Source organism: Clostridium sp. Marseille-QA1073 (genome assembly GCF_054863625.1).
Genome location: NZ_JBSVQM010000014.1, coordinates 18,761 through 44,839, shown reverse-complemented (window position 1 = coordinate 44,839; position 26,079 = coordinate 18,761). Strand labels below are relative to the sequence as shown.

At 31.2% G+C, this 26,079-nt stretch carries 38 protein-coding genes and 1 CRISPR repeat array (1 of these 39 running past the window's edge); of the genes, 3 read left to right on the top strand and 35 right to left on the bottom strand.

Features of this window, described 5'->3' with window-relative positions; all coding sequences use genetic code 11:
• Positions 1-639: direct repeats of the CRISPR family, unit length 30 nt; unit sequence ATTTAAATACATCCTATGTTAAGGTTCAAC; it reaches 109 nt to the left of the window's first position.
• A 362-nt stretch (positions 640-1,001) separates the two neighbouring features.
• A complete protein-coding gene (locus ACY1IQ_RS13295; protein ID WP_461614397.1) occupies positions 1,002-1,823 on the top strand; it encodes a YwqG family protein in 822 nt (273 codons plus the stop codon).
• Positions 1,824-1,962: 139 nt separating this feature from the next.
• Here ACY1IQ_RS13295 and ACY1IQ_RS13290 read toward each other — a convergent pair whose 3' ends face one another.
• The 4 genes from ACY1IQ_RS13290 to ACY1IQ_RS13275 form a co-directional block, all read right to left on the bottom strand.
• Entirely contained in the window at positions 1,963-2,685 is a 723-nt protein-coding gene (locus tag ACY1IQ_RS13290; RefSeq protein ID WP_461614396.1) for a hypothetical protein, read from the bottom strand.
• Positions 2,686-2,829: 144 nt separating this feature from the next.
• A complete protein-coding gene (locus tag ACY1IQ_RS13285) occupies positions 2,830-3,261 on the bottom strand; it encodes a hypothetical protein (protein WP_461614395.1) in 432 nt (143 codons plus the stop codon).
• Positions 3,262-3,407: 146 nt separating this feature from the next.
• Positions 3,408-4,088 (bottom strand): DUF6033 family protein, encoded by a 681-nt coding sequence (locus ACY1IQ_RS13280; protein ID WP_461614394.1) that lies wholly within the window; start codon positions 4,086-4,088, stop codon positions 3,408-3,410.
• Between the two features lie 190 nt (positions 4,089-4,278).
• Complete coding sequence (locus ACY1IQ_RS13275) at positions 4,279-4,446, bottom strand: hypothetical protein (RefSeq protein ID WP_461614393.1); 168 nt, start codon at positions 4,444-4,446, stop codon at positions 4,279-4,281.
• Between the two features lie 190 nt (positions 4,447-4,636).
• On the opposite strand from ACY1IQ_RS13275, the gene ACY1IQ_RS13270 reads away from it, so the two are divergent.
• Together ACY1IQ_RS13270 and ACY1IQ_RS13265 are read left to right on the top strand one after the other, a co-directional pair.
• A complete protein-coding gene (locus ACY1IQ_RS13270) occupies positions 4,637-5,020 on the top strand; it encodes a helix-turn-helix domain-containing protein (RefSeq protein ID WP_461614392.1) in 384 nt (127 codons plus the stop codon).
• Positions 5,021-5,053: 33 nt separating this feature from the next.
• Entirely contained in the window at positions 5,054-5,233 is a 180-nt protein-coding gene (locus tag ACY1IQ_RS13265) for a hypothetical protein (protein ID WP_461614391.1), read from the top strand.
• 27 nt (positions 5,234-5,260) lie between these two features.
• Here the strand turns inward: ACY1IQ_RS13265 and ACY1IQ_RS13260 are convergent, their stop codons facing one another.
• From ACY1IQ_RS13260 to ACY1IQ_RS13110, 31 genes are all read right to left on the bottom strand, one after another.
• A complete protein-coding gene (locus ACY1IQ_RS13260; protein WP_461614390.1) occupies positions 5,261-5,692 on the bottom strand; it encodes a hypothetical protein in 432 nt (143 codons plus the stop codon).
• A 286-nt stretch (positions 5,693-5,978) separates the two neighbouring features.
• On the bottom strand, positions 5,979-6,560 hold the full coding sequence (locus ACY1IQ_RS13255) for a hypothetical protein (RefSeq protein WP_461614389.1): 582 nt from the start codon (positions 6,558-6,560) through the stop codon (positions 5,979-5,981).
• Positions 6,553-7,854: an FtsK/SpoIIIE domain-containing protein gene (locus ACY1IQ_RS13250; protein WP_461614388.1), complete on the bottom strand. Its 1,302-nt coding sequence runs from the start codon at positions 7,852-7,854 to the stop codon at positions 6,553-6,555. Before ACY1IQ_RS13250 ends, ACY1IQ_RS13255 begins: the two co-directional genes overlap by 8 nt.
• Positions 7,854-8,018, bottom strand: a complete 165-nt coding sequence (locus tag ACY1IQ_RS13245; RefSeq protein WP_461614387.1) for a hypothetical protein — start codon at positions 8,016-8,018, stop codon at positions 7,854-7,856. The genes ACY1IQ_RS13250 and ACY1IQ_RS13245 overlap by 1 nt, the downstream gene beginning before the upstream one ends.
• Positions 8,002-8,160, bottom strand: a complete 159-nt coding sequence (locus tag ACY1IQ_RS13240) for a hypothetical protein (RefSeq protein WP_461614386.1) — start codon at positions 8,158-8,160, stop codon at positions 8,002-8,004. Before ACY1IQ_RS13240 ends, ACY1IQ_RS13245 begins: the two co-directional genes overlap by 17 nt.
• 136 nt (positions 8,161-8,296) lie before the next feature.
• Entirely contained in the window at positions 8,297-8,494 is a 198-nt protein-coding gene (locus ACY1IQ_RS13235; RefSeq protein WP_461614385.1) for a helix-turn-helix transcriptional regulator, read from the bottom strand.
• Between the two features lie 425 nt (positions 8,495-8,919).
• The gene (locus tag ACY1IQ_RS13230) at positions 8,920-9,420 is read right to left on the bottom strand and encodes a hypothetical protein (protein ID WP_461614384.1); all 501 of its coding nucleotides are present in this window, start codon (positions 9,418-9,420) and stop codon (positions 8,920-8,922) included.
• A 20-nt stretch (positions 9,421-9,440) separates the two neighbouring features.
• Positions 9,441-9,602 (bottom strand): hypothetical protein, encoded by a 162-nt coding sequence (locus tag ACY1IQ_RS13225; RefSeq protein ID WP_461614383.1) that lies wholly within the window; start codon positions 9,600-9,602, stop codon positions 9,441-9,443.
• Positions 9,603-9,741: 139 nt separating this feature from the next.
• Positions 9,742-10,488, bottom strand: a complete 747-nt coding sequence (locus ACY1IQ_RS13220; protein ID WP_461614382.1) for an N-acetylmuramoyl-L-alanine amidase — start codon at positions 10,486-10,488, stop codon at positions 9,742-9,744.
• Between the two features lie 2 nt (positions 10,489-10,490).
• The gene (locus tag ACY1IQ_RS13215; protein ID WP_461614381.1) at positions 10,491-10,910 is read right to left on the bottom strand and encodes a phage holin family protein; all 420 of its coding nucleotides are present in this window, start codon (positions 10,908-10,910) and stop codon (positions 10,491-10,493) included.
• A gap of 164 nt (positions 10,911-11,074) precedes the next feature.
• On the bottom strand, positions 11,075-11,461 hold the full coding sequence (locus tag ACY1IQ_RS13210) for a hypothetical protein (protein ID WP_461614380.1): 387 nt from the start codon (positions 11,459-11,461) through the stop codon (positions 11,075-11,077).
• Positions 11,462-11,608: 147 nt separating this feature from the next.
• The gene (locus ACY1IQ_RS13205) at positions 11,609-11,848 is read right to left on the bottom strand and encodes a hypothetical protein (protein WP_461614379.1); all 240 of its coding nucleotides are present in this window, start codon (positions 11,846-11,848) and stop codon (positions 11,609-11,611) included.
• Positions 11,845-12,960, bottom strand: a complete 1,116-nt coding sequence (locus ACY1IQ_RS13200) for a hypothetical protein (protein WP_461614378.1) — start codon at positions 12,958-12,960, stop codon at positions 11,845-11,847. Before ACY1IQ_RS13200 ends, ACY1IQ_RS13205 begins: the two co-directional genes overlap by 4 nt.
• Positions 12,961-14,736: a hypothetical protein gene (locus ACY1IQ_RS13195; RefSeq protein ID WP_461614377.1), complete on the bottom strand. Its 1,776-nt coding sequence runs from the start codon at positions 14,734-14,736 to the stop codon at positions 12,961-12,963.
• Positions 14,737-14,740: 4 nt separating this feature from the next.
• Positions 14,741-16,738 (bottom strand): phage tail tape measure protein, encoded by a 1,998-nt coding sequence (locus ACY1IQ_RS13190; protein WP_461614376.1) that lies wholly within the window; start codon positions 16,736-16,738, stop codon positions 14,741-14,743.
• Between the two features lie 12 nt (positions 16,739-16,750).
• The gene (locus ACY1IQ_RS13185) at positions 16,751-16,876 is read right to left on the bottom strand and encodes a hypothetical protein (protein WP_461614375.1); all 126 of its coding nucleotides are present in this window, start codon (positions 16,874-16,876) and stop codon (positions 16,751-16,753) included.
• Positions 16,877-16,935: 59 nt separating this feature from the next.
• The gene (locus ACY1IQ_RS13180) at positions 16,936-17,304 is read right to left on the bottom strand and encodes a hypothetical protein (RefSeq protein WP_461614374.1); all 369 of its coding nucleotides are present in this window, start codon (positions 17,302-17,304) and stop codon (positions 16,936-16,938) included.
• Between the two features lie 72 nt (positions 17,305-17,376).
• A complete protein-coding gene (locus ACY1IQ_RS13175) occupies positions 17,377-17,811 on the bottom strand; it encodes a hypothetical protein (RefSeq protein WP_461614373.1) in 435 nt (144 codons plus the stop codon).
• A gap of 63 nt (positions 17,812-17,874) precedes the next feature.
• Positions 17,875-18,474 (bottom strand): major tail protein, encoded by a 600-nt coding sequence (locus tag ACY1IQ_RS13170; protein ID WP_461614372.1) that lies wholly within the window; start codon positions 18,472-18,474, stop codon positions 17,875-17,877.
• Positions 18,474-18,818 (bottom strand): hypothetical protein, encoded by a 345-nt coding sequence (locus ACY1IQ_RS13165; protein WP_461614371.1) that lies wholly within the window; start codon positions 18,816-18,818, stop codon positions 18,474-18,476. The genes ACY1IQ_RS13170 and ACY1IQ_RS13165 overlap by 1 nt, the downstream gene beginning before the upstream one ends.
• Positions 18,815-19,201 carry an HK97-gp10 family putative phage morphogenesis protein gene (locus ACY1IQ_RS13160; protein WP_461614370.1) on the bottom strand — a complete coding sequence of 129 codons (387 nt, stop codon included), beginning with the start codon at positions 19,199-19,201 and terminating at the stop codon, positions 18,815-18,817. Before ACY1IQ_RS13160 ends, ACY1IQ_RS13165 begins: the two co-directional genes overlap by 4 nt.
• Positions 19,188-19,544 (bottom strand): phage head closure protein, encoded by a 357-nt coding sequence (locus ACY1IQ_RS13155; RefSeq protein ID WP_461614369.1) that lies wholly within the window; start codon positions 19,542-19,544, stop codon positions 19,188-19,190. The genes ACY1IQ_RS13160 and ACY1IQ_RS13155 overlap by 14 nt, the downstream gene beginning before the upstream one ends.
• Complete coding sequence (locus tag ACY1IQ_RS13150) at positions 19,534-19,809, bottom strand: head-tail connector protein (protein ID WP_461614368.1); 276 nt, start codon at positions 19,807-19,809, stop codon at positions 19,534-19,536. Before ACY1IQ_RS13150 ends, ACY1IQ_RS13155 begins: the two co-directional genes overlap by 11 nt.
• A 52-nt stretch (positions 19,810-19,861) precedes the next feature.
• Positions 19,862-21,073 (bottom strand): phage major capsid protein, encoded by a 1,212-nt coding sequence (locus ACY1IQ_RS13145; RefSeq protein ID WP_461614367.1) that lies wholly within the window; start codon positions 21,071-21,073, stop codon positions 19,862-19,864.
• Between the two features lie 29 nt (positions 21,074-21,102).
• Positions 21,103-21,840 carry a head maturation protease, ClpP-related gene (locus ACY1IQ_RS13140; protein ID WP_461614366.1) on the bottom strand — a complete coding sequence of 246 codons (738 nt, stop codon included), beginning with the start codon at positions 21,838-21,840 and terminating at the stop codon, positions 21,103-21,105.
• A 45-nt stretch (positions 21,841-21,885) separates the two neighbouring features.
• The gene (locus ACY1IQ_RS13135) at positions 21,886-23,043 is read right to left on the bottom strand and encodes a phage portal protein (protein WP_461614365.1); all 1,158 of its coding nucleotides are present in this window, start codon (positions 23,041-23,043) and stop codon (positions 21,886-21,888) included.
• 17 nt (positions 23,044-23,060) lie between these two features.
• Positions 23,061-24,692, bottom strand: coding sequence for a terminase TerL endonuclease subunit (locus ACY1IQ_RS13130; RefSeq protein WP_461614364.1), 1,632 nt, complete (start codon positions 24,690-24,692; stop codon positions 23,061-23,063).
• Positions 24,679-25,017: a P27 family phage terminase small subunit gene (locus ACY1IQ_RS13125; RefSeq protein WP_461614363.1), complete on the bottom strand. Its 339-nt coding sequence runs from the start codon at positions 25,015-25,017 to the stop codon at positions 24,679-24,681. The genes ACY1IQ_RS13130 and ACY1IQ_RS13125 overlap by 14 nt, the downstream gene beginning before the upstream one ends.
• A gap of 110 nt (positions 25,018-25,127) precedes the next feature.
• Entirely contained in the window at positions 25,128-25,445 is a 318-nt protein-coding gene (locus tag ACY1IQ_RS13120) for an HNH endonuclease (protein WP_461614362.1), read from the bottom strand.
• A 28-nt stretch (positions 25,446-25,473) separates the two neighbouring features.
• Positions 25,474-25,833 (bottom strand): non-transporter ABC protein, encoded by a 360-nt coding sequence (locus ACY1IQ_RS13115; protein ID WP_461614361.1) that lies wholly within the window; start codon positions 25,831-25,833, stop codon positions 25,474-25,476.
• Positions 25,826-26,002 (bottom strand): hypothetical protein, encoded by a 177-nt coding sequence (locus ACY1IQ_RS13110; protein WP_461614360.1) that lies wholly within the window; start codon positions 26,000-26,002, stop codon positions 25,826-25,828. The genes ACY1IQ_RS13115 and ACY1IQ_RS13110 overlap by 8 nt, the downstream gene beginning before the upstream one ends.
• Between the last annotated feature and the right edge of the window lie 77 nt (positions 26,003-26,079).

The window sequence follows — 26,079 nt, the reverse complement described above, 5'->3', positions numbered from 1 at the left end:
CATTTCATAATATTATCCAGATTTAAATACATCCTATGTTAAGGTTCAACCTCAATCTCTATTTCTTTTTGCACCTCCTTCTCAAATTTAAATACATCCTATGTTAAGGTTCAACTGCAGTATTGTCAGCTGGAAAGAGAGTTATTTTAAATTTAAATACATCCTATGTTAAGGTTCAACTAAAGAAATTTCAGAGTGTATCAAAGTTATTCCAGATTTAAATACATCCTATGTTAAGGTTCAACAGAAGTGTATTTGCGTGGTATAGGTGAAGATTATACATTTAAATACATCCTATGTTAAGGTTCAACAAGGAGTTAGGCAAGAGGTTCGGAATTGATATGTCATTTAAATACATCCTATGTTAAGGTTCAACCCCCCTCTATAAGTTGAAGCCTTAGTATTTCTTTACATTTAAATACATCCTATGTTAAGGTTCAACTACTTCCTCCTTATAAAATTTCCCTCACTAATAAAGATTTAAATACATCCTATGTTAAGGTTCAACTTGTGCGTTGAGAGCTTCAGAGGTTGGACTAATCAATTTAAATACATCCTATGTTAAGGTTCAACGGCAACTATGAGATTAGGTTTCTTACCTATAAAAGAATTTAAATACATCCTATGTTAAGGTTCAACCACTGAACTCAAGCCATTCTTTATTTTTATGATATCATTAAAACCATTGAAGTTAAAGGATTTTCTTGAAATTTTACCAACCACTTTGTGTTTTTAGAAAAATTGATAAAAATCTATAATAAACCTTGAGTTTTCAGTAGGTTAGCAATATTATTTTTTATAAAGAGATTGGGAAAATTTTTTATAATTTATATGTAGCATAGGTAAAAAATAGGAATTTAAAAAGCTATTTTAATTAAATTACTGAGTTCTAGGAGAACTAGTTTTAAACATGATAGAATTACTTTTATTATTTCAAAAATATGATATTATTTTAAATTATAGTATATCTTATAAATAATAAAATAAGGTGGGAATTTTATATGAAAAATATACAGTTATCAAAAGAATTTAATGAATTTAAAGATGTTATACAAAGTACATTAAAATCAACTATAACTATAGATGTAAAAGAGCAATCAACTAAACCCTGGGAAAGTAAGATAGGTGGACATCCTTATTTAGAAATAGGATCAGAATATCCTAAAAATTATAAAGGAGAGTATTTAAGGTTATTATCTCAAATTAATTTTGAGGAAGTTCCTCATATAGAACCTTATCCAAAGAAAGGGATATTACAATTCTTTATATTTTCCGATGATTTTTATGGTGCGAATTTTGATAATATGGAATATCCTGGACTTCTTGAACAAGATAATTTTAAAATTATATACATAGCTGATGTTATTAAGGATGAAACAAGATTAGTTAAAGATTTTTCCTTCTTAGAAGAATTGAAAGAAGATGAATATCTTCCTTTAACAGGAGAAATGAAAATGAGTTTTAGCTTAGAAAAAATGTTTATAACTGCCAATGACTATAAATTCGAGGAAGTATATAAAAACTGTGATTTTGATAACATAGAAGACGATAAATATGAGTCTTTATTAGAAAGATATTACGAAGAACTTGATGAATCCTATTCTAGAATAGGTGGATATCCAAATTTTACTCAATGGGATCCAAGAGCAAATTATAAAGAATATGAAGATTTTGATACTTTATTACTTCAATTAGATATGGAAAGCGATGGAAACTCAGAATTAATGTTTGGAGACAGTGGTATTGCTAATTTCTTTATAAGAGAAGAAGATTTAAAAAATCTAGATTTCTCAAAAGTAATGTATACTTGGGATTGCTGCTAATCAACTTAATTAAACATATTATTTAATTAAGTTATAGTGTAATAAATGAAGGGATAATTTAATATCTCCCTCCATTTATTATTTATGTACAACTAATTTATTGCGAATTTCTATAATAAAAATTCCTCTAAATATAACTTTACTTTTCCTTATCTTTAAAGTATTCACGACAACGTCTAATCCAAATTTCTTCATGTTCTTTAGGAGTCACTACTCTTTTAGTTAAATCTTCAACAGAAAAAATCCCCTTTTCTTCACACCAATTAATACAGGTTTTAAAAAATTTTAAGTCTACATTATCTATTTCGTAATATCCATATACATAAGAAAATCCTTTTAAAAATGCTGAAACCAATCTTGAATGTCCATCTATTGAAACTACTTTATTATCTATGTTAACGCAAGTGACCACAACATCCTCTGGACAGCTTATCCATGAATTTACCCGTTCTAACTTTACCTTATCAACTGTTAACTGCTCTGGCTTTATATCTTTTATATTAACTTTAAAAACTTCTATACCATTATCTATAATTTTTTCCCAGTTTTTATTCTTAATAAAACCACAATCTTTTAAAATTTCTTCTCTTATTTTACATTTCTCATCATTATATATAATCTTGCTTAAATAAGGACTCCAGTAGATAATCTCCTCTATTAGCTTTTTAAAGGCTAAGCTTTCATCACAGTTTTCTATAATTTGAAAATTTACTAATTCTGCATATTTTAAACTTTTTATTTCATACTCTAAAACTGCTTTAATCTTGTCCTCTTCAACTACTATAATTGCTGTAGAATGTAAAAAACTTTTTTCATATTTAAGATATCTACGATCTCTGTCCTTAGCTCTGTAAGCTTCCACCCTATCACCCCTATTAAAAGAATATGCATTCTTAAATTGTTGTCATACTTTTTATTTATAGTAATGAATTTTTATTTTTTCTTTTCTAATTTTAGTTATTTTTAAAAGTAAAATTTACGATTCTATATTATTTAAGCACCACTTTTAGTCAACTAAAATCCCTAACACTCTTTTAGCTAGTACGCTACCTTTATCAACTTCAAGTACATCCTCAGCATATTTATATAATAATTTCTCTTCTAATTTATCATTAAAAAATAATATCCATTCTTTATAATTAACATTTTCAGAATCAAACTCTAATGATTTCTTTGCATAAGAAAATGCAAGCTCATCTGCTAATACTGGAGTTAAAATTATAAAAAGATGAAATGATATTAGATGACTAACATATGCAAGTTCTTTTTTCTTATTCATTTTTTCAAATTGAAAAAACTTATGTTGCAATAAATAAAATACATTGTTTTTATAAAATGAACTTTCATTACAAAGAGAACTAATATCGTCAACAGATATATCAAATATATTATCTATTTCATCATAGGCATAATTATCAATAATCTCTTTAAAATTCATATAATCTCTCCTTAAAATTAATTAATGTAGATAATAAAACAATTATTATTTAAGGCTTATTTTATAAAAACCTCCCTACAGAGTTATTTTATCATAACTTTATGTAAAGAGGTTTGATATTATATTTAAAATTATTTTCTTATAAATTATTCTAAAATAGATTTTCTTACTTTCAATTCTAATGCAGCCAAAGAATTAACAAAAGAATCATCTAAAGAGAAGTTTATAGGTGTATCTATAGATACCATACTTTGTAACAAAATATTTGTTGAATATTTTCCTTTATGAACTTCCTCAAGTCTTAACCTTTCTGCTTCTCTCTCCTTTTGTTTCTCCTCCTGAATTTTTTTCCCTTTTTCCTTTTCCTCCTGTGAAGTTTCGGATGCACTCCAAACTGTTGTTGTTCCATCCTCATGAATAATAACTCCAGATGCTACAACCGTAACTCCTAGAGATTCAAGTGACTTTAAACTTGGTATTTCTCGATTTAGATATAATTCAATACTTTTTTCCACATTTGTCTTCACTTTTGAATCAGTTTTCATTTTTTTAATAATATTAGCCGCTATTGTTATATCACTTAAGCTTCCATTTCGAATCAGTCTTTCCATTTCCTCTTCATTTTTAGGCACATTCTGAATAGCCACAGACAAACCATATTTCTTCATAAGTGCCTGGTCAGTACTAGATGATTCAGTTCTTAACATTATGTCATCAAAATTGCTATAATTATTATTTTCTCTCATAGAAATATTTTGTTGTAAAGACTGATTTTGTAGCGCATTAAATAACTTATAATTCCAGTTATTAAGTGCAGATAAACTCAATATACTCCCTCCAAATCTCCATAATATATATCTTATATTCCTAATATTACAACAAGGATTTAATTTATTCAAGCAAAACCTGTGTTAAAGCCACTTTCAACCTTATAGCTTAGATTTTTAACTATGTAAAATCTAATAAAAGTTTATAATTTATTTTGCCGTTTTTTTGACGGATATCCTAGGAATTATCCTAGGATTTTTTTATTATCTTATGAAGTAACTTAGATTTTTGTTTATTATCTAAATCCTTATTAAAGTAAATTATTGTATATCCCCTGTACCTTGCAACATAATATTCTAAATCATAATTAAACGTTTTTATAATGTATCTTTTATTTTTGTGTTTAAACCTACCCATAAATTCCCCTCCATAATGATGTCATATTTTTGTGAAATTGTATACAAATTCTCTTTGACTAAATTATATCACCTAAATGCATTCATGACAGGAATATTCCGCCACGTTTCAACATTGGTATATTTTTCTTGTATTATTTTGTCGTATTTTATGTAAAAATTATTTTTGGAATACTTTAGAAGGTGATGCAATGTTGAAAACTGTTAGAAAAGCCAAAGGAATGTCGCAAAAAAGTTTAGGAGAGTTATTGGGTAAAACACAATCATATGTAAGCAGACTTGAAAATAAAGAGAAATACAATATGAAGGTAACAGTTGATTTAATTGAGCAAATAGCTGAAAAATTAGAAGCAGACATTGTAGATATTTTTTTCTATTTTTGTAATAACGAATATATTCCGAATGAAAAACTATGTACGATAAAAGCTTATTTAAATAAAATAGCAGCAAATGAATTACTTAATTTAAAAATTGATGAAATTATAGAAATGAGTAAAAAATTAAATATAAGTCCATATGCAATTATTAAATATATTTTAAGTTTAGACTCCACTAAAAAGAAAATTGATTTATAATACATAGTACATTTTATAAGGATGGTGAAGTTCATGCTAAAAAAGGATTTACATAGTTCAAAATTATCACAAGAGCATATCGAATATTTAGAAAAAGTATCAACCCATTACAAGAAAATAACCATAAATTTAATTGAAAAACTATCTTTAGAATTAAATGTGGATATTTTGGATGTTTTCTTATATTTTTACAATAGAGATAAAGATCAATAAAAGAACGCTATAGAATTATCTATAGCTCTAATAATTTAAATCAATAATAATATTCAGATATTTTACTATTCTTTTGTAATCCTCATTTGTCAAAAATGGGGATTTTAGCTTTGAATAGATTTCATGCATATCGTTTTTGTAATTATCTTCTGTTCTTGGTACTAGATCACTTAATATACACTTTAAATGTATTATCTGTTGTCTATTTATTTTCTTATTTTCTAATAGCTCCTTAAATAGTTTTTTAGCTAGAATATAATATTCGTTGTTCACATTGTTGCGTGACGCAACTATTTCGTCGTCCTGTATAGTTAATTTCCTTTTGTTTGGTTTTATAGCTTTATTATTATTTTGGGATTGCTTAGGTGTAGACACCTTTAATAACAAATAATAACCTAATACTTTTAGGACTCCAATAAATAATATAAAAGCTACTAATATTAACACTAACTTTTCCATGTTATCTCTCCTTTGTTTTTATTAAACTTTGCTTAAAGGTTTATAAAATCTTATTAAAGATTTGCTTAAAGGTTAACTACTTGCTTTTGTTTTAAATATTTATAAAAAATATGTATAAGTTGACTATGGACATGACTATTAACTTGACTATGTACATGCCTATTGAGTTGACTGTCATGTTTTCTACCTAGTCAACTTTAAGCCTTGTAAAGGCTTATATTAAGCCATTCTTTAAGTGCAATAACTAATATAAAGAGCGTCAGCAATTTATATTAGTTATATGCAATTACTCATAGAGAATTTTATGAATGTTTATGTCCTTAAATTTCAAGTAAACAATATCAAAATTACAACTTTCGTATTCTATAGGATTATCTCCTACTACAACTATAATTGGAAAAGTTCCGTATTTACTTTGTAACTCTTCAGTTCGATATAACATTTCATAAGTTTGATATTTGTTTAAACTTGTGAAATGTGTCAAATCGACTTCGACGAATATTAGGTAAATTAAATTATCATGCCTAAACTTTATAAAAGCATCAGGACGTATCTGTTTCTTAAGGTATAAAGGTTGAGTTTTGAATTCTAATATTTCACAATTGTTTTCTATCAATAAACTATATAACTCTAATACATATAGATCATGAGCTGAGAGTTTTTTATCTAAATAATAGACCTTTTCATTGTTGAATTTACTAATGTAGCTTTGCAAAATATTCTGTTCCTCTAATTGTTTTAATCGCTTTCTAGCTCTATCATATTTGCATTTAACATCTTTATAAAACAATCGTGAAGCTTGCTTTATGGTAATGCCTTTGTATTCATTTATATAATTTAAAATCTCTCTATCACGTTCTCTAAGCATTTCTAACACCATCCGCTACTATTACTCCTCTACTTCTTTTCTTCTTTTTTATAAACTGTTTATTCATATTTGGGTTTATTGGAATAATCTTATCTTCTTTTTTCTCTCCAGTTATCACATGATCTACGTTAACTATTTGTTGCGACCAAAGGTTTTGTTTAGGCTCAACTTTAACTTCTTTTACAGCCAGCTGAGGGAGATATTTACGCATTATATTATCGTCGATAGTTGCAGTTCTTAGGAAGATATATTCATTTGTAAGCAATACGGCTTCTTGAATATCTAACCCAACAGCTGCATCACTTTCCAATATATTGTTTGAATTTAATGAACTTATTTGTCTAAAGCTTAGTCGTGTCATTTGGCTTTTGATTGTGCTTGGCATATTATCTACAGTGGTCCTTTGAAGAGAACAAATAACAAACACCCCAACGCTTCTTCCTGCCAATATTATGTCTTTAAGTTCTTTTAGTGCCTTTTCTTTTACTGTTTTTATATCTTCAGCATCACTTGAGTCAGGCATATAATAGCTAAACTCATCGGCTGATACATAAATATATTTCATAAACTTATTCTTAGATTTCCTATTATAATCGCCTATATTTTCAACGTCCGCTTCTTCCAAAAGCTTAATTCGTCTATCTATTATGGTATTTATCTTAGAAAACATTAGCAAAGTATCTTCAAGTGTCCTGGCATACATTTTTACCTGTTCGCAATGCTTGAAATGCCTTAAGTCAGCCTTTTTTACTTGGGCTAAGTAAATATTAATTGCTCTTTCATCAAAATTGTGTATAAGGTTAGTTAGAACTGAAAAAACAACCCTTGATTTACCGCTGCCAGTAACTCCAGCTATAAGCAAATGCGGAAACCTAGTAAGATTTAATAATACTGGATATCCTTTGAAATCATATCCCAGAAATACTTCGTATGGCTTTGTCTTAATAGGTGCAAAATCTAGGTTATTTAAAGGATTGGTAACTATATCAACACTAGCTAAATTAGTGTTTTTAAGCTTCTTAATCTCCACTATACAGCCGTAATTATCCATTAGTGTGTCTTGAATTCCTTCTAGCTTTTTAAACGTTAATCCGTCATTTAGCCTTATTTTTAATCTATATCCAAAGTTATACTTATCGACTTTTTCTATTTTATAAGTTTCATTATTCTTGCTATATAAGTTTGCACCTTCCATTATTCTGTACCATTTATTTTTTATACTTTCTATATCCCTAGTTCTATACTTGTGTGCAAAATAAGTTATTGATCCAGCTATTCCGAATTCTACAAACATTATCTAACGCCCCTTTTATGCTTATTTTTAATATTATAAAGTTCTGCTGCTACCATTCCCAATATAGATATAAAGGCAAATTTGCCTACTTCATAACCAAAAACATTAGTGTTGCTAAATAAATTATTAAAGCAATCTAAAACTACTTTATCTAACCAAAACATTTTCCCTCTCCTTTTCTAAATGCTTAATATAAAACTCTATAGCATCTTTTATAAAAACGCTCTTTTCCTCTAAGCTGTTTACGGTAGTAAATAATTTAATATCTTTAGTTGTTTGTTTAAAACTTACCGTAATCGTTGGCATTTATTACAACTCCTTTTGGTAGTTCTTTACTATATCCTATGCAAGGTTTTATAAAAAGTTTCCTATTAAATAATTATTTTATCTAATTAATTAATAAACTTATTTAAAAAGATATTTTGGGCATAAAAAAAAGAGCCTAAGGCTCGTTATAAATTAAATCATCTATAGGTACTCCAATTTTACTCGATATCTTATAAAAAATTTCTATAGATGGTTGTTCTCTATTATTTTCGTATTTATTATATTGCGGTCTAGAAATTTCTAAGAAATCCGCGAAGTCCTTTTGCTTTTTATATCCTAAACTCAACCTAATTTCTAGTAGTCTATTCTTCACCCCATGTAATCCCCTCCACATTATTATATTATTCTACGATTGTATATTATTTCCTTTTATCGTTAATAATTTAAAAAAGTCGAGGTGATTTTATGGAGTTATTAGAGATTGTTTCTATCGCACTAGTTATATTATTCTTTACATCAATATTTTTGTTTTTATATATTTTGTTTATGTTGTTTTTGTACTTAATAGTAGATTAAACTAAAAAAGATTATTAGGAATTATACTAATAATCTTTTTGTTTACATCAATATGTTATGGTTCAATTTTTCTCTTTTGGGTTTAAACTCTTCTTTATTTAAATACATCCCATGTTAAGGTTAATACTCTATATTACTTATTCTACAACTATTTAAGTTTTCCTTTTATAAAATAAAAAAGATAGCCTAGTTTCCTAAGTTACCTTTTTAGCATTATTTAAACTACTCTTTGCATTTTTCTATTTTCTCAACTGCACGTTTATACATCTCTTTTGTAATAATTGGTTTTTCTTCTTGATTAGATGATGTTCTAACCTTTTCAACATATCTACTTATTCTTTCTACACTATATTCAACTAAAGAGTTGGATTTATACTTCCCTTCTACTGCAGTAAGAAGTTCCTTATCCAACGGTTTTCTCAGAAATTCTTGTATATCTTCCTGCCTATTATTTTCATATTGCTCCATTCTTAGATTCAGTTCCGCAGTGATGTATCTCTCAACTATAGTAAGCGTAACCCGTTCCTTTGCTTCATCATAAGAGAGTTTTTCCTCGCTGTTATCCATGATTTCCTTTATCAAGAAATCTGGTGGGTTATCCATATATTCTAACGCCATTTTATAAAGCCATCTTACAATGCTTGCATTCTTTTCATTGATTACGAGTTCTTCGGCTTTCCACTCATATCCGAATAGTACTTCTCTATATCCATCAAATTTCATATCGTTACCTTCTTTCTTAATTATTTACTCTCTTTCACTAATTCTCTGTATTTTTCATTCAGCCATTCCGTTCGGCTTCTATAGCCTTTTTCTTTAAGTGCTTCATCTAAGTTTCTTTCATACTCTGTTTTCTCTTCCTCTGTTTTATGAGATATTCTTATTTCTGTATATACTCTAGCCATATTTTCACTTCCTAGTTTATTAACTTCTTGACTATATAGTACCGTACATATTACGGTAAGTCAATACAAAGTAAAAAGAATTTTTCGACAAATAAAAAAGAAGGTAGTTCCTAAGTTTTACCCTAGAAACTACCTTCCACTAAAATATATCTATATAATCACCATATACATAACCACCATGTTTAGAATAGTAAATGTGTATCCAGGTATCCTCTTTTCTATACAATCTTACTTTTTCTCCATGTCGTAAAACACCTAGTATTTTGGAATTTGTACTTTTACCTTCTCTTACATTTAAGCCATCTTTGGCGGTTACAACCCCAGTTTTACCATCTAAAGAGTACCAATTATCATTACTATTATTAGATGTAGACTTACCTGCAATTCCTTCTATAATTGCATTAGCTAATCTTTCTGCACCTACTTTTTTGTATAACTCTACATCTGCACTATCTATAAAGAATAACTCTATTAACATTGCTTTAGCCTTTGTATTTCTTATTACATATAAATTACTACCGTCCTTAATTCCTCTATTATTAAATCCCAAGGCTGTTATGTTATTTAAAGTTTTCTGCGCTTCTGTAAAAATGTCATTGTTATAGGTATATATTTCTGTTCCTTGTCCTCCTCCAGCATTTACGTGTATGGATATAAATAAATCTACATTGTTAGAATTAGCCTTATTTACTCTATATGATAAGCTTTCATTTACACTATTAGCACTATCTATTGCACATTCTATAACTGTATGCCCTAAAGCTCTTAATTTGGAAGTAACTATTTTCCCCACTTCCCTTGTGATATCCTGTTCTTTAAGTCCATTGCCTATTGCTCCAGTATCATAACCCTTTAAAGTGTGTCCATAATCTATACCTATTTTCAATTTCATTCCTCCTTTCTGATTTCTTTTTTATTTCCTTCTTTAAGTTGTAATAGTGCTTCTTTTATTTTCTCCGGAATTGGTAATCCTAATGAGCCACAATTCTCTAAAATAGACAAACCCTCATTCGCTATATAAAAATAACAAACAAGGGTTCTAAATATCCATTTATCAACATTTAATAATCTATCTAAGCTTACTGCAACTATTAATACTACAAATATAACGCCTTTTCTCGCAATTCCTTTTAGCCCAACATCGCTAGATAGTTCTTTATTTAAATATGCCCTTACCCAACCAGTAGCATAATCCAAAGCCATTAAAGTAATTAATATCTGTAATGCTAAATCCCAAGTTCCAAAGAACCATGTAAGCCCTGTTCCTATACTTGCCACTATTGTTTTTATTAAGTTTTCTTTTTCCATGTTACACCTCTCTTTTAATAAAAATAGGCAATAAAAAAAGACCTTCTCAGTCTTAACTTATTGCCTTTTGAATTATTTTGTTGTGAAACCTTAATTATCAATTTCTTAATCAACACTTAAATATTAAGGTAGAGGTATATTACTCTACCTTAATAAAACGCTTTTTACTTAAAGATAAATCCCAATACGTCATCTTTTAAATTATCTGAAGTTATATAGTATTTTCTACCAATATTTTGCTCAATTTTCTTTACATTTTTTAAATTAAAAATCTCTATTTCTTTTTTATCTTCTTGTTGAAGTTTAAATTGAAAACTATCCCCTAGCTCTTCATTAGGAATAATCTCAAAATCTTTAACCAGATACCTTGTATCTATTGTCCCATTAACTACATTTTCATTGCTAGTATTCCTAATAACTAATATAGTTTTATTTTTTATAGCTTCACATAAATCCACTATAAAAAATGGATAATCAAAACTTTTTAAGGATAACTCCCTAGAACGATTTATTGCTGCTGCTCCATTATCTTCACTATATTTTATTGACATTTCATGTCACCTCCTGCATATAGGATACTACATTCGACATGCAGTTGTAAAATATTTCTTTTTAATCCTTTTATTGAATAAACATCTAATAAAAAAGCAAAAATAAAAAGACTTATTACAGTCTTTCTCTTCTCTATAACCCAATTCTTACATAATCTTTCCCAATATAATATAAGTACCTGCAACTTTCTGTAGTAATACCCTATCTCCAGCCTTTGGTGTATAGCTAGATATATAATTATATCCTTTTAAGCTTGCTACATCTTCACCATCAAAAATTATTTTAGGTCTACCACTTGTATAATTACTATCTATTTTTCCTAGTTTATAATAATTTGTTTTATCTTTGTGTCCCATTAATTCCTCTATTCTAATTACTTCACTCATATATATACTACCTTTCTGCACGTATGCTCCATATTACCACTTCCAATATTTATTCTCCAATTCATTTCTGTAAACTTTGAATTTATCCCCATGTTTTTGTGGTCTATAAATAGCAAATCCATGTAACTATGGTGTGGCATTATAGCAGTATTAAAGCGAAATTCTCCATAAATTTGACTAGCTTCATATGCTACACGCTTCGTATATGCATCCAATGTAACTTGATCTGCAATATCATCAACAGTTCTATAATCTGTTATAACTCTCCCTCTGTTTGGTATAGAGATTGGTGAGGTAGCAGATACATTTTCATATTTGGAAATTATAGCTTCTTTTTCTGGATTACTTGCAACTACAACCCATTTGTTAGGAACAGAAAATAAGTCCAATTCCTCAATACTACCAGTTTCGATAACACTTAACTGGTTGTCCTTGTAGCTATAATCCGCTTCTCTTTCGCTTGGGATTAAGTATTTATCCGCTCGAAAAACACCAGCTTCATCTACCCATAAGCTGGTGTAATTTATTTCTTTCAGTAGAGAATTAATAACTTCTAATTTGTTTGTACCTATCTCATATTCTTTGTCTATGGTTGCAGTTGAGCTTGAAGACTTAATATCCACTTTACTTATTCCTGCTTTATTTATAATGTTTATTATTGCCTCAACATAGTTTGTGCCTTTAGATACTAAGTATCTACTCTCAAATTTATCCTCTTTTAGAATAAGGGACTTATCGTATAATTCTAAATCTCTTAATATATTTGCCCCGCTTTCTTTGCGTGTAGGTGATGATATAAGAAATACTCCCATATTCCAACTAGCGTAACCGCCATCTTTCATTCGCAAATTAAAAACTGGTCTTATTCTATCATTCAACCAGTCTATGTCCCGAAACTGGCTTTCTTTAACTGTAATATTAGCCATTCTTTTTATTTCTGCTAAAGAGTCAAAACGTATACTACCTGTCGGCTCTGCTTCTAATTCCCCGATTTTAATATCGTGCTTATTCAGAAGCTCTATGGTATATTTTGTTTCTCTAGCTCCATTCGCATAATGTAGTTGCCTTATTACCTCCTCTTTTGTGTATCCATCAACAGTTAAATCTAACATTTAAACCTCCACTTCTTCAATATAATCCGTTTCAGTTACACTAAATTTTACAGTGTAACCTTCTAAATCTGTGTTAACTATATTTACCCCATCTACCTTCCCGTATACTTTAAGCCACTTATCTCTATATAGTACAATTTGTTTTAAGTGGTATATATCTATAAATTTTTCTACTTCTTCCTCTTTTAAATAGAAAGTAAATGTGTATGTGTTATCTTTAAATGTGGTGTAATCTACTACTGGTAATTCTCTACCTGTGTAGTGTTGCTCACTGCTCTGTATGCTTAAATTAATATCCCTTTGTGGCACACTATTTAAATTGCTTTTTAAAACAAGTAAATCTTCTAAATTAGTTACTGGTGCTAAAGTGGAATATTTTAGGTTGCATTGTGCAATTGATATATCACTATCCTCAAAGGCTTCTTCTTTAAACACCCTCACAAAGTATTCGTACTTTTTACTAATGGAATAATCCTTGTATTGAAAGTTTTCTAATTCACCAATACATATAAACTTATTTTCACCTAGTTTGCGCCTATAAACTAAAGCGTAGTCAATTTCCATTGTATTAATTTCTATTAGCAATCCGTATGGAATTTCAAATATATTTAAAATAGGTTTCGGTGGTTTTATTGATTTAATGGTAAAATCTAATTCTCCCCACTCAGAAGCTAGATCATACTCATTCTTAATACGTACTCTTGCTTTGTATTCCCCTTCGTCTAAAGCCATATTAACTTTATGGCTTCTCTCAGTTGTTGACGCAATATATCCAGTATCGTAAACAACTTCGTTAGCCTTTAAAATTTGCAATTGATAAACTTGTTGGTCATTAGCCGACCAAGTAATAATTGGAGACAATTTATCCTGTTCAATAGATGTTATTTTAGGAGTATCTGGTGCTCCTATTACATTGAATGTTACAACCTCCGACCAAGGTGACCACTCACCATATACGTTTCTCGTCCTTAATTGCCATTCATTTTTGCCTGTTTTTAATTTGTGTTGTGCTGGCGTAAGTGATATTTGTTCTTGACTATATGTTGTACTTGAATAAGCAGTATACCAGCTACCAAGCTCGTGTTTAATCTTTATTTCAATGCCTTGATTTTTATCGTAAACTTCTGTGTTATATTTCCATGCAAAAGTTACATTCTCTTGATTTTTAACAAAAACATTGACTGGTTCTAAAGGAGTAGGTTGCAATGGCGGTGAATCTTCATACGTAATCTCTATATAAGGTCTAAACCCTCCTTCAGTAGAATAAAACACCGAAGTATTATTTGAGTCACCTCGATTAGTAAAGTATAGACCATTATCAAGTAAATTGGTTCCGTCCTTCCAGTCACTTTCCTGAGCTCTATTAATTACGTTATTTAACTCAAAACTAGACCACCCGCTTGAATTGGGCTTTGTCAAACTAGGTGTGCCCCAAAAGCGATCATGTCCCTTATTAACTAACCATCTCCCTGTTGCAGTGCTTTCGTCCCATGGTACAGTAATTGAACCAGCGTATACCGATAATAAACTTTCCGAACCATAATTTTTAACATTGAAATAACAATAAGCACCTTTTTGTATCTTTTTGTATTTAACAGAAGAAAAATCGTATTTCACAATTGTGTTACGAGGTATGCTGCCCTCTCTAACTGATATATATAACTCACTAGCACCACTATAATTATTATCATTTGAACTAGAAGTATAACCATTGTGAACACGACAATCCACCGTCACATCTTGTGTTGCATAAAGTTTTACCGTATGTTGTGCCATTTATTTACCCCCTTCCATAGCTCCTTGCAGTTTGTTTATATTCCTTAGCCATGCGAACAACAGAATTAAATTCTGCCACGTTTTTGGCGTCTATGGTTATATTTATAACGTCCCCTCCGCCAAAGCTGCCATTACCATTTATATAAGGGTTTTGGCTTGCAGGGATGATTGCTTCATCTTTGTGTACTTCTACCTTCATCCTATCTCTTGGAACACGTTTTATACCAGTAGCATATGAACCTTGGACACCACTATAAGCATTTTGTGATTGTCTTTGTACCCCTTGTTGCATCTGTTGTTGCTTATTGCCTAGGACTCCCATCATGCTATTCATGGAACGTTCAACATCTGGAGCTTTCCCTAATAGTGAATTAATTAGTGCAAGTACCACTGCAATAGCAGCAGCTACACCCATTATAATTAAAGCAGTTTTAGCAAGTGTTATATTAACCCCGCCAAACGCAGTATTCATTAAATTTGTAACTTTACTTACACTGGTAATAGCTTTAGCAATTGTTCCTACTACTATTGATAATGCGCCTGCTATTGCAACTACTGCTAAAATTGGAGCAGGTATAGCTGATAATAATTCAATGAACCCAGCTAATATATACAGCAAAGGTGATAAGAACTTTCCTACTTCGGTTAATGTATTTACAAGCTTATTAAATGCCTTTTCTACTTTTTCCCCTGGGGTTTCTAATTTTTCTAAAGCACTTTGAGCAAAGCCTGTTGAATTAGCTATTTTATTTGTAGCGTCGACGTACATATCTGCGCCTTTACCAGTAAGTACAAACATACCATTTAAGGCGTTAATATTACCAAATAATTTACCTATGGATTCTGAGTTTCCGCGTGTTTTCTTTTCAACATCCTCCAAAAAGCCACTAAAACCTTTAGCTCTTAATGCTGATAAACTAAAGTTTAATCCTAGTTTCTTAGCTTCTTCCGTTGCCTCTGCTGTTGGACTTATTACTGCGCTTAATACTCCTCTTAGCCCTGTTATAGCTTGTGAACTATCTATACCAGACTGCGTTAGTGTAGCTATGGCTCCCAATAGCTGTTCTATAGGAATTTCTGCTGTAGCTGCTAATCCAGCAACTCTACCAAATTGTTCACCTAGTTCTCCTATTTCTATTTTCCCTACTTCTTGTGTTTTAACTAATTGATCTGTAAGCACTTTCGCTTGTTTCATACTAAGTCCATAAGAATTTAATATAGTTGTTAATAAATCTACAGATGTTGCTGTGTCTGTAAACCCTGCCTTTGCAAGTCTTGTTGCTTCGGTTAACACCACAAACGCATCCTTGGTTTGAACTCCACTTGATAATGTCTGATAAAATCCTTCTGCTACATCTGTATTTAGCATGTTCATATCGCTAGAAAGCTGCAATACTGCTTTATTTGCGTCTTTGAAGCTCATTTGACTTTCATCCATTATCGTACGTGCCTTTGCCATGCTTTTATCAAAATCATTAGCAAGCTTGCCACCGATAAGCCCAATGCTCATCATTATCGCACCGACTTTTTGAAATTTGCTCCCTACTTCATCTAAGTTAATCCCGACCTCTTCTGCACTAGCAACAAAATCTTGCATCTTTGCTTGCGCTTGTCCAAATGTTGTGTTCTGTCTTTCTAATTCTCCTGTAAGGTCTTTAACTTCATCTTCCATTCTACTTAATGCTGCTTCTGCATTGTTAAGTTCTATTGTTTTATTAGTAATGGCTTTAGCATTTTTTGTTTCTGCATTAGTAAGTTGCTCCAGTTGCTTTCTTAACGCATCAACCTTTTCTTTTTGTATATTCATTTTATTAACTGCATGGTCATACCTTAGGCCTAATTTATCTAATGCATTCCCTGTCTTTCCTGCCTGTTCCATCTGTTTACGGAACTCTGAGTTAAGTAAAGCCATTTGTTTACTGGTTCCACTGACTCCAGTTTTTACGCTATCATAGTTGAAGTCCAACACAATGCTACGTCGATACCCTTTAAAACCTGCCATTTCGCACCTCCTTTACACAAAACCTTGTATATCCTTCATGCTTGAAACAACTTCTACAGTTTGACTAACATAAGTACCGTTATTAATCGCATTATCCATACTTATCACTTCTACGACTTTTGCTACACTTGAACGCAAAAACTCCTCTTCACTCCTATTAAGTTTGATGCAAAAGTGGTAGTATAGTTCATCCCAATTTATCCTCGTATGCTCTCTGCATACATTAGACGTTGTACTTCCTTTTGTATCTTTTTTTTTAATTCTTCTTCATCAACTTGGAATGATTCTATTACTTTTTCAAATATAGCGTTAACCATATCCATCCCAGCACCAACAACAATAGCTTGTGCTTCTTCGTATTCACTTTCTAAATCCATAACTTTCATGCCGCAATATAATATCATTGATGCTAATGTATAAGGTTGAGCTTCATACTTCTCAGATAGTTCTGTTAAGTCTCCGAACTCTTCTTGTAATAATAAGAATGTTTCTACCCCAAAAGATGCTTTCTTCTTTGTTCCATCCTCAAACTCCATCACTAGCGGATATATAGGTTTAACTTTCATACTTCCTCCTTATTTTTGAACATAATAAAAGCACCTACCTTTAAAAACTGGTAAGTGCTTTTATTTGAACTTTTATTTAAATTTAATTGATGCCTGTTTAATAAGCTCCTCTGTCTTCGTTATTTTCTCCCATTCAGTCCCATATAACACATCAGTCTTCACTGACGTTCTAGCTATAGGTGCGCCAGTGAAGTCTACAAAGTCTATGCTTATAGTATCAACTCTCTTAAGTACATTAAATTTTCCGCTTAAATTAGTATATAAATCTCTTGTTTTTAATATAGTGTCTAACTTATCGTAATTGTTAATTATCACCTTTGCATAAGCTACTTTAAAATCACCTCTGCTATACCTAAAGTCCGTTACTTGTTCGTATCCGAATATATTACGTATTTCGTGTCCTATAGTATAATCGTTTAGCCCTAGTGATCTAAATAAAGTAAAGCTTATAGAAATTAAAAGTATTATTGCCCATATTATTTTATTTTTATTGCTCATTTTCTTCATAAAAAATCCCCTCCCCCTTACTTAAATTTTACAATAAGTCTTAAGTAAAGGATAGAGTTTATTTTATTTCCCTAAATCTACAGTTCCAGTACTCCCTGGAACATTCAGAAACCATTTATCCTGCATTTCTTTTGTGAATGCAGAATCAGCACTGTCTGCAAATTTTCGTATTTCAGTATCGTGCTCACGCGGCACAAACTCAATTGTCACTGAGTCTGTGGAGAAATTAATGTTATCCGTCTGTTGTTGGACGGTCGAAGCATACGGTTGTGGTCTTCCTTTAAGCAACCATATATATTCGTTTGTATTTCCAGTTTGTTCTACCATATACCCTAATGCAATTTCTTTTGCTTCGTCTCCAGCTTTATCCGTTGCGACTCCATTTTCGTACGTAATCCCTAGTATTTCTGTCCTTACGTCGATAGGCAACTTGTTTATGTCTGCTACTACTGTAAGACCTGTAAGTTTTCCGATTACTTCTTGTTTCATGCCATCACCATACAAAGTGCCACTCGAAACACTTGGAGTAACTTGTATTTGCATTGCTTTTGCAAAAGGTTTAACTTCTCCATATTCAACAGTTTGTGTATCGTCTTTTGTTAAAATTGCATACACCATATTTTTAACATTTATTCTTGCTGTTTTTTTAACTTCTGCTGCCATTACATTACCTCACTTTCTATATAATCAAATAACAATATCTTGTGGTATAGTTTCATGGCTCCTAAATCCTCAATGGTGTCTGGTTGTGTACCACTGGATACAAAGCCACGTTCTTTCATAAGTTTCTTAATTTGTTTTGCCAGTTGGGTATAATCTGTTGTGGAGAAAATGTCTATTTGACACGTTCCGCCCTCGTACTCCTCCTCTCCGTCTCCGTATAAAAGACCGCCTTCTCCAAAAAAATGAAAAGAGACTGCGTGACCGCAATCTCCTATTTTAGGGCGTGTTTGCCATTCTATTGGTATTCCTAAAGGTTTTAATATCTCGTATACTGTATTAATCATCCTAACCACCTACTTAACTCTTCATCTATAATAGCTTCTATCTCTGCGTCGCTTTCCGCAATGCTTCTATCCATGAAGTGTGTGGCATCTGTCTTGTAAGTTCCATCATTCACTAGATGCCACTTACGTCCAGTCTTTTTACCACCTCTTACTCTTGCTACATAATCTCCGTCTTTATCTTTACTTACACTAACTTGTATATCATCCACCATATGCTTATAAGCGCTTTTGCTTATTTTGCTTCTCTTTAAGTTCTTTTTTACATTCTTTCTTAAAGCATTAGCTCCTTTTCGTAAAATTCTCTTTTGTACTTCTATGCTTTCGGTTGGCAATTTCCCTATAGTTACGTCGAATTGGTCATCATTTACTTTAAATCCCGACATTTTTTACCTCGTTCGCCAATATTATAGTCCACATCTTAGAGTTGTCTAATGGATAAACTGCATTAATATCATATAAAACCTCTTCATTAAGCAACTTCATTTCAGTGTTAATATCTGTTCTATATCTAATATAAAATTTCACTGAATTTTCGGCATTAACTGCTTTGGCTGCCCAAAATTCCCTACCTCTTAGATGTTCTTTCTTTGACCATAATTCCATGAAGACATCATACTCTGGTTCAAGTGGTTGAACAGGCCCATCAACCTTTTTTCGTGTTTTTATAATTATGTGGTCATGCAATGGTTTTTCTAAATCCCACATAACTTGACGTTTATCCTTCAAGCGTTTTCACCCCTTTAACCCCTTCCATGAGTTGAAGTCTTAAGATTTCACTTTGAAAATTTTCCTCAAAATACTCTAAGCCGTTATTGTAAGCATAACGACAATAGTCCATTAGTAAGCTCTTTGGAAGGTCTTCTTCTGAAAAGTCTAACTCTGTACCTGTTAACCTTTGTAGGTAATTCTTACCTCTGTTAATATATCCTGTTATATCGTCATCTTCTGAATTCCATGTTATTTTGAGGTACCTCTTTACTTCTTGTAACATAATAGATCACCTACTTATTTTAAAAAAATAAAGGGCCATTAAGCCCTTTTAATTATGCTTTAGTACCGCCTGGAAATTGGTCTGCATTTGTAACATATACTTGCTGTACGGTTGGTTTTAAATTAGTTATATCTAATAATATAAACGAGTTATTATCTTTTGGTTGTCCATGTCCATAGAATTTTGTTAAGTAGATTCTTTCATCTTCTAAGAATCTATACTCATCAGAATACTCTATCTTTCCAGACTTTCCTGTGCCTGCTGCCATTAAATATCTCTTTCCAAGACCTATTATAGCTTCTCCCTCTTTCATTGCTGTGGATTGCACTACAGTTGTAGGGAATGGGAATACATCTCTTGTATATGTTCCATCTGTAGCTCTTGGAGTAGTTGCTGGCATTACTTTCACTAAGTAATCTGTAGGATTTACAATTAATATTACATCATTAACTACTCTAGGGTTTCCATTTTCCGTCTTTGAAAGTGGAGCTAATAAGCTACCATAAGCAACTGGATCCAATGAATTTAATTTAACCTTAGTTTTATCTGGGTATCCATTTGTTTGGTCTATTGCTCCTGCTAGGTTTTTCCTCATACCTATTGGCTCATGAATGTTTTGAGTTTGTCCTTTACCGTTTAATATTCCATCTTCTAATCCTAGAGCTAATGCCTCCGCTAAAATAGTCCTAACATATCTATCTAACCACACTGGCCCTAAATCAAGCATAGCTTTGCAAACTGGTATAAATGCAGAAAGTTTGTTTTGTTTTAAATCTATTTTCTTAAAGCCAGATGTTAATTCTTTTATTATTTCAGCACAAAGTGGTGACCATGAAGCCAGTTGTTTAGGATTGCTATTCAATAACCACTCCGTAACTGCTCCTGCATTTTGGAAGTCAATAGCGCTTAATAAAGGATGATTAGTTTCTAAATCTGTAAAGACATCATCAATTACAGTTTTAGGCATCACTGTGTCTAAATCCGCTAATGATTGTTTAGGATTAGTAGTTTTCATTGCTTCGATTACTTTCTGATAATATTGACTTTCTAATGATGTTAATTGCCTAACCCCTCTACTAGCTAGTACCTGTGTATCTACTGTGTTAACTAGTCCTCTTGCTTCTTGAAGTACAGATTGTTGTATATTGTCTGCAAAGTCTGTAAATGCTTTTGCAAACTCTTCTTGGTCTCCTTCTGTTGCTGCTTTAGATAATTTTTGCATAATTTCTGCTTTCTTTTGATTTTGTACATCTAAATTTATCATAATATCAATCTCTCCTTTTAAAATAAAAATTAGCGGTACAATGCCGCTATCAAATTCAATACTTTATTTTCTTTTTCTTGCTCCTTAGGTTCTTCTTGTGTTTCTTCAACTTGTTGTTGTTCTTCTTCAGTTTCTTGTACAACTTGATTTGGTTTTCCTTTTTCACTTTGTTTTATGATATTGATAAGCGCCTTTTTAACACTTTGACTAGCTTTATTGCTTACACTATCAGCTATAATAGATGTAGCAAACCCCATATCTAACGCTTCTTGAGGAAGTAACCATGCTTCATTATCTAACAAATCTTTTAGTTTTTCTTCTGATATGTTTACTATATTCATATAAGCATTAATTGAAGCTTTAGTTACTTTTTCAAGTTCATCAGCCTGTTTCCTAAAATCATTAGCATTTCCAGCAGCTGTTGTCCAAGCATTATGAATCATCAATAGGGACGCATTGGACATTATTCTTTCATCTCCTGCCATAAAAATAACGCTTGCAATAGAACAAGCGAATCCATCAGCATAAGTTTTAACTTTTGCTTTATGTCTTTTTAATGCGCTGTAAATCGCCAACCCCTCGGCTACTTCTCCGCCGTAAGAATTAATGTACACATTTATTACATCGACATCTTGCAAAGAATCCAATTCTTTTGAAAGGGTATAGCTTGATACATCACTTTCTGACCACTGCCAAGAACTAATGTCACCATAAATATAAATATCTGCTTCATTATTTTTTTGTACTAAAGAATAATATTTTTTCAATTTTCTCACCACCTTCTATGGATTCAATTAATTTAATAGTGTCTTTTAATTTGCACTATCTAACCCTCCTCTAAATTCCTCAACTGATTGATAGTTCTTAGTTATAAATCTCTCATTCGCCCATTCTTCATTTATAGGTTCTCTACCAATCATTTTTAGGTTATCATTTATTGTGTTTACTGCTGATCTAAATAATATATCTAATGATGAAGCCATTTCCTTGATACTTAATACTTTAATTCTTGTTGTGTCTAATTTAACATAGCTCTTTTGTAAGTAAGCTTCTTTCTTATAATATTTCCTGTTAATTTCTGTAGTTATTATGTCAGCTATAGGATTAACTCTAAACGTCAAGAAAGTATTAACTACACCATCCGTATCAGCAACAGTACCTTTTAATAGTTGTGGCGGTATTTGAAAGCCCATAGCCACAAAATCAAATATATCATCAACTAATTGCCTTATGTCCCTGGAGTCTATACTTCCTTTATACCCTGTACTGGATAAGTCAGTATACTTAATTCCGTTAGTCAATGGGACTACTGCTCCACCCTCTGCTTCAAAAAACTTTTTAAACTTATTTCCTAACAAGTCTTGTAATTCTTGTTGATGTTTTGGTGTTTGTGGGTAGCTAGTCGGAACATCTAATACCCCTCTTTTAGCATTGCTACGTTTATAATTATCACGCGAATAAGCTATTAAACTTCCATAGCTTTCATATATGCCGTTTACGATCATATTAATTCTACTGTCATGCAGCTTGAACCGTAATACCTGGTTTTCGTAAAATGTATCAGATAATTCATAATCATCAACTACTACACTCTTATATACATTCTCTTTTAAAGCGTACTTTTCAATATTCCATGAGTCAGCGACATAAAACATATTATTTGTTTGTACCACTAGAGCCTCATTTTCATATACCATCTTAGAAATTACTTTCGCCCAAAATTCAGCTGAATTGTAATTCTGGTTAGGTTCTATATTAAATAAATAATAGTTAGACCCTTTTGTTTCAGTTCCTTTGTCAAATGTTATAAATTCGCTCTGAGCAATTGCCGCTGCTATTAGATTTATACATGACTGAACTGCTAATTCTCTAAAGAATATATCTGTAGCTATGTCACGACAATATGCATCTAACTCAATGGCCCCACCATGCTTATTAAAAAGCTTTCTAAACCAATCCGTTAATACCATTCATTCACCCCCTTTGTCTAGTAAGTATAAACATCTAACATAGTAGTGCTACTATCCTCGATTAGTTCCTCGTCAGCATTCATAGCATGCAATAACGCAAAGAAACCATCTGTTTTACGTTTAATTGGATCTATTTTTAAGAAAGATTTATTTCCCTTCTTATCTGTGTGTACAAATACATTGTTAACATACCAACGCATAAGCTTATCGTCACCAAATACTATTGTGTGTTCAAGGAATATTTGCGTTATTAATGGATGTAGCTTATTGTGAGATATAAAACCATTAGGAATTGCCTCAAGTATTAATCCTTCTTTGTCGAACTCCTCTTTCAATGCAGAATACCTATATCTATCAGCCACTACTTTAATTATGTTATATTTCTCAGCCTGCTCTATAAACCATTCAACTACAGTTCTAGCTGGTATTTGTGGAGTGCCTCTTACAATAGTTAGTAACCCCAATTCCTCAGCTTCTTCTATATTAATGTTGTATTTGGTTAGCTGTATGCTTTTTTCATGTATAAAAGTATGTTGTATAAAATATCTTTTGCCACCATGCTTAAATAGCAATCCCACTGAACAAAAGTCCCTTAAATCCGCATAATCCACTGAACCAATACAAGAATATCCTGTTAAATCTGGTATAGGTTGATTAGTAGCTTTTATATCTTCCCATATAGCTACTGCTCTACTTTCTGCTATATATGGTAGGTTCATACGTTTAGTTAAAAAAGCCTGTTTTAAGTCCACATTAGTTAGCATATTGGTGTATTCTTTGTTAACTCTATCTTTAAGCACCTTAGAATGATTAATACGTGGTATGGATTTCTCCCAAAGTTCCTTCTTATCTACTTCTTTAATGTCATCCATCTTAAATATAAATGGGAAGAAACCATTATGCTCGTCTTCACCCTTTAATATTCTATCTGACTTTTCCTTAAGGTCGTCTAATACACTTTCTCTAACTTCTCCATCAGTAGTTATATAAAATGTTCTAGGCTTATCTACTTTACCTAATCCACCTATATGAACGTTGATATTATCATAATTTTCATATTGATGAACTTCGTCAAATATAATACATCCAGGTCGAGCGCCATCTTTAGTTTTAGCGTTACTAGTACGGAACTTCAATTTTGATCTTGTCTTTTTATATTTTATTTCTTCTTTTGTTTTCTTAAAGAATTTTTGTAATTTAGGCGTATCTTCTATTATGTTATATAATTCATCAAAGCTAGTTTTAGCTTGGTCTTCAGACGTAGCGATTATATCAACATTATAGTCTTTTATCCCATGCTTATCTGATAAGAAATAAAAGACCAATGCAGTTATAAGCCCATTTTTACCGCTACCACGGCCCATTAAAGCGAAAAATTCATCAAATACTAGGCTACCATCTGTATAATACACACCAACAACCATAGCAATGAAGAATTTTTGGAAATGTATTAGTTTAAAAGGGAAGTATTTCTCAATGACGTCTACTGCTTCATCAATAATACTTCCCTCTATTACTACATCTTTGCTATCAAGTACCTTCTTAGTGAACTTTATTAGCTCCTTTTGTTCTTTACATGATTGGACTTGTCCTGTTTCAACTAAATTTATCCAATCATCTATATATGGATGATAATTATAATTCTTCATCGTCCTCATTTCTCACAGCTTTATACTCAGCACCCTTCAATCCTAAATCACTAAGAATTGTCAACATCTGTTTAGACACTTTAACCATTTCTGATATAGAGTCATTTTTCTTATATCCTTCCTGCCCTCCACCATTACACCAATAGATAGAAACGCCTCTCTCTGCTATATCTTCTTTTAATTTATTTTCTATCTCCCAAAAATCAATATAATCCTGTACTAATTCCTTATAATGTGCGTGGGTAGCGTTTTTTTCTTTTAATTGCTCCATCAAATCTTTTTCAATCTGTTTTTTAATATCTATCTCTTTTTTGTTTTTACTCATACTCTCACCCCCTCACACGTGATTTTTAAAAAACTTTCCGAAATTATGGGCTATACACGGTTACAATATCCCTTAAAAAATTCAAAAATAAAAAGAGGGGGGACTATTTTTTATTCCCACCTCTCTTTATTTTTGAAGCGTTCCGTCTTCTTATACTCTTCCATCTTCTCCGGATGAAAGACAGTTTCATGGCAGTTGTAACATACGCACATTAGATTACTATCTGTTAGTGCTAAGTCTATTCTATCTTTTAAATGTTCTATATGGTGTACACATTCTGCGTTGCTAAGTCTACCATTCTTCTTACACTCTTGACATTCGTTGTTATCTCTTTTGATTATATCTTTCCTTTTCTTTCTCCATTCTTTACTTCTATAAAATTGTTTTGTATCTCCTCTTTTAAGTGCATCTATTATTTCTTTCCTCATTCATAATGGTATATAGGGTATACCTCTCTCACTCTCCTTTTATTATGTTCTTAACTTCATTGAGTTCTTTATCAAACATTAACATATCTTCTAAGTCCTTTATTCTTTCTAATTGTTTTTCTATTCTATTTAATTTCTTTTCAACCTCTGTAGTATCTAAGCTTATTTTTACTGATAACCTTTTTATCTTGTCCTCTTTGTTTGTTGGCTCGTACAGTTTGGCGCTTTCTACTTTACTTTGCATTTTTATTATTTGATTTCTTATTACATTTACATAGCCCAATGGTACTAACATACCCTTACACTCATTACAGTTTAGACCATCTTTATCTTTCTTATAAAGAAATGTTTTCCCACAACTCTTACATTCATATAATACTTTACTCATTACTTCCCTCCATGCTCTCTATTACATCTTTAAGTTGGTTCACTTTATATTGTCTTTCATTTACCTTATTTTGTTCTTCTCTGTGCATTTCTTTTAATTTTTTTAGTAGCTCTTCTTTATACCCTAACTCCTCCATTGTATCTATTATCATTTTTATATCAGCTTCCATATATATCAACCTCCCATCTGTTTCAATCTACCATTATCCCTTTTATATCTTCTCTGTCTCATGCAACTCTCTAAGTC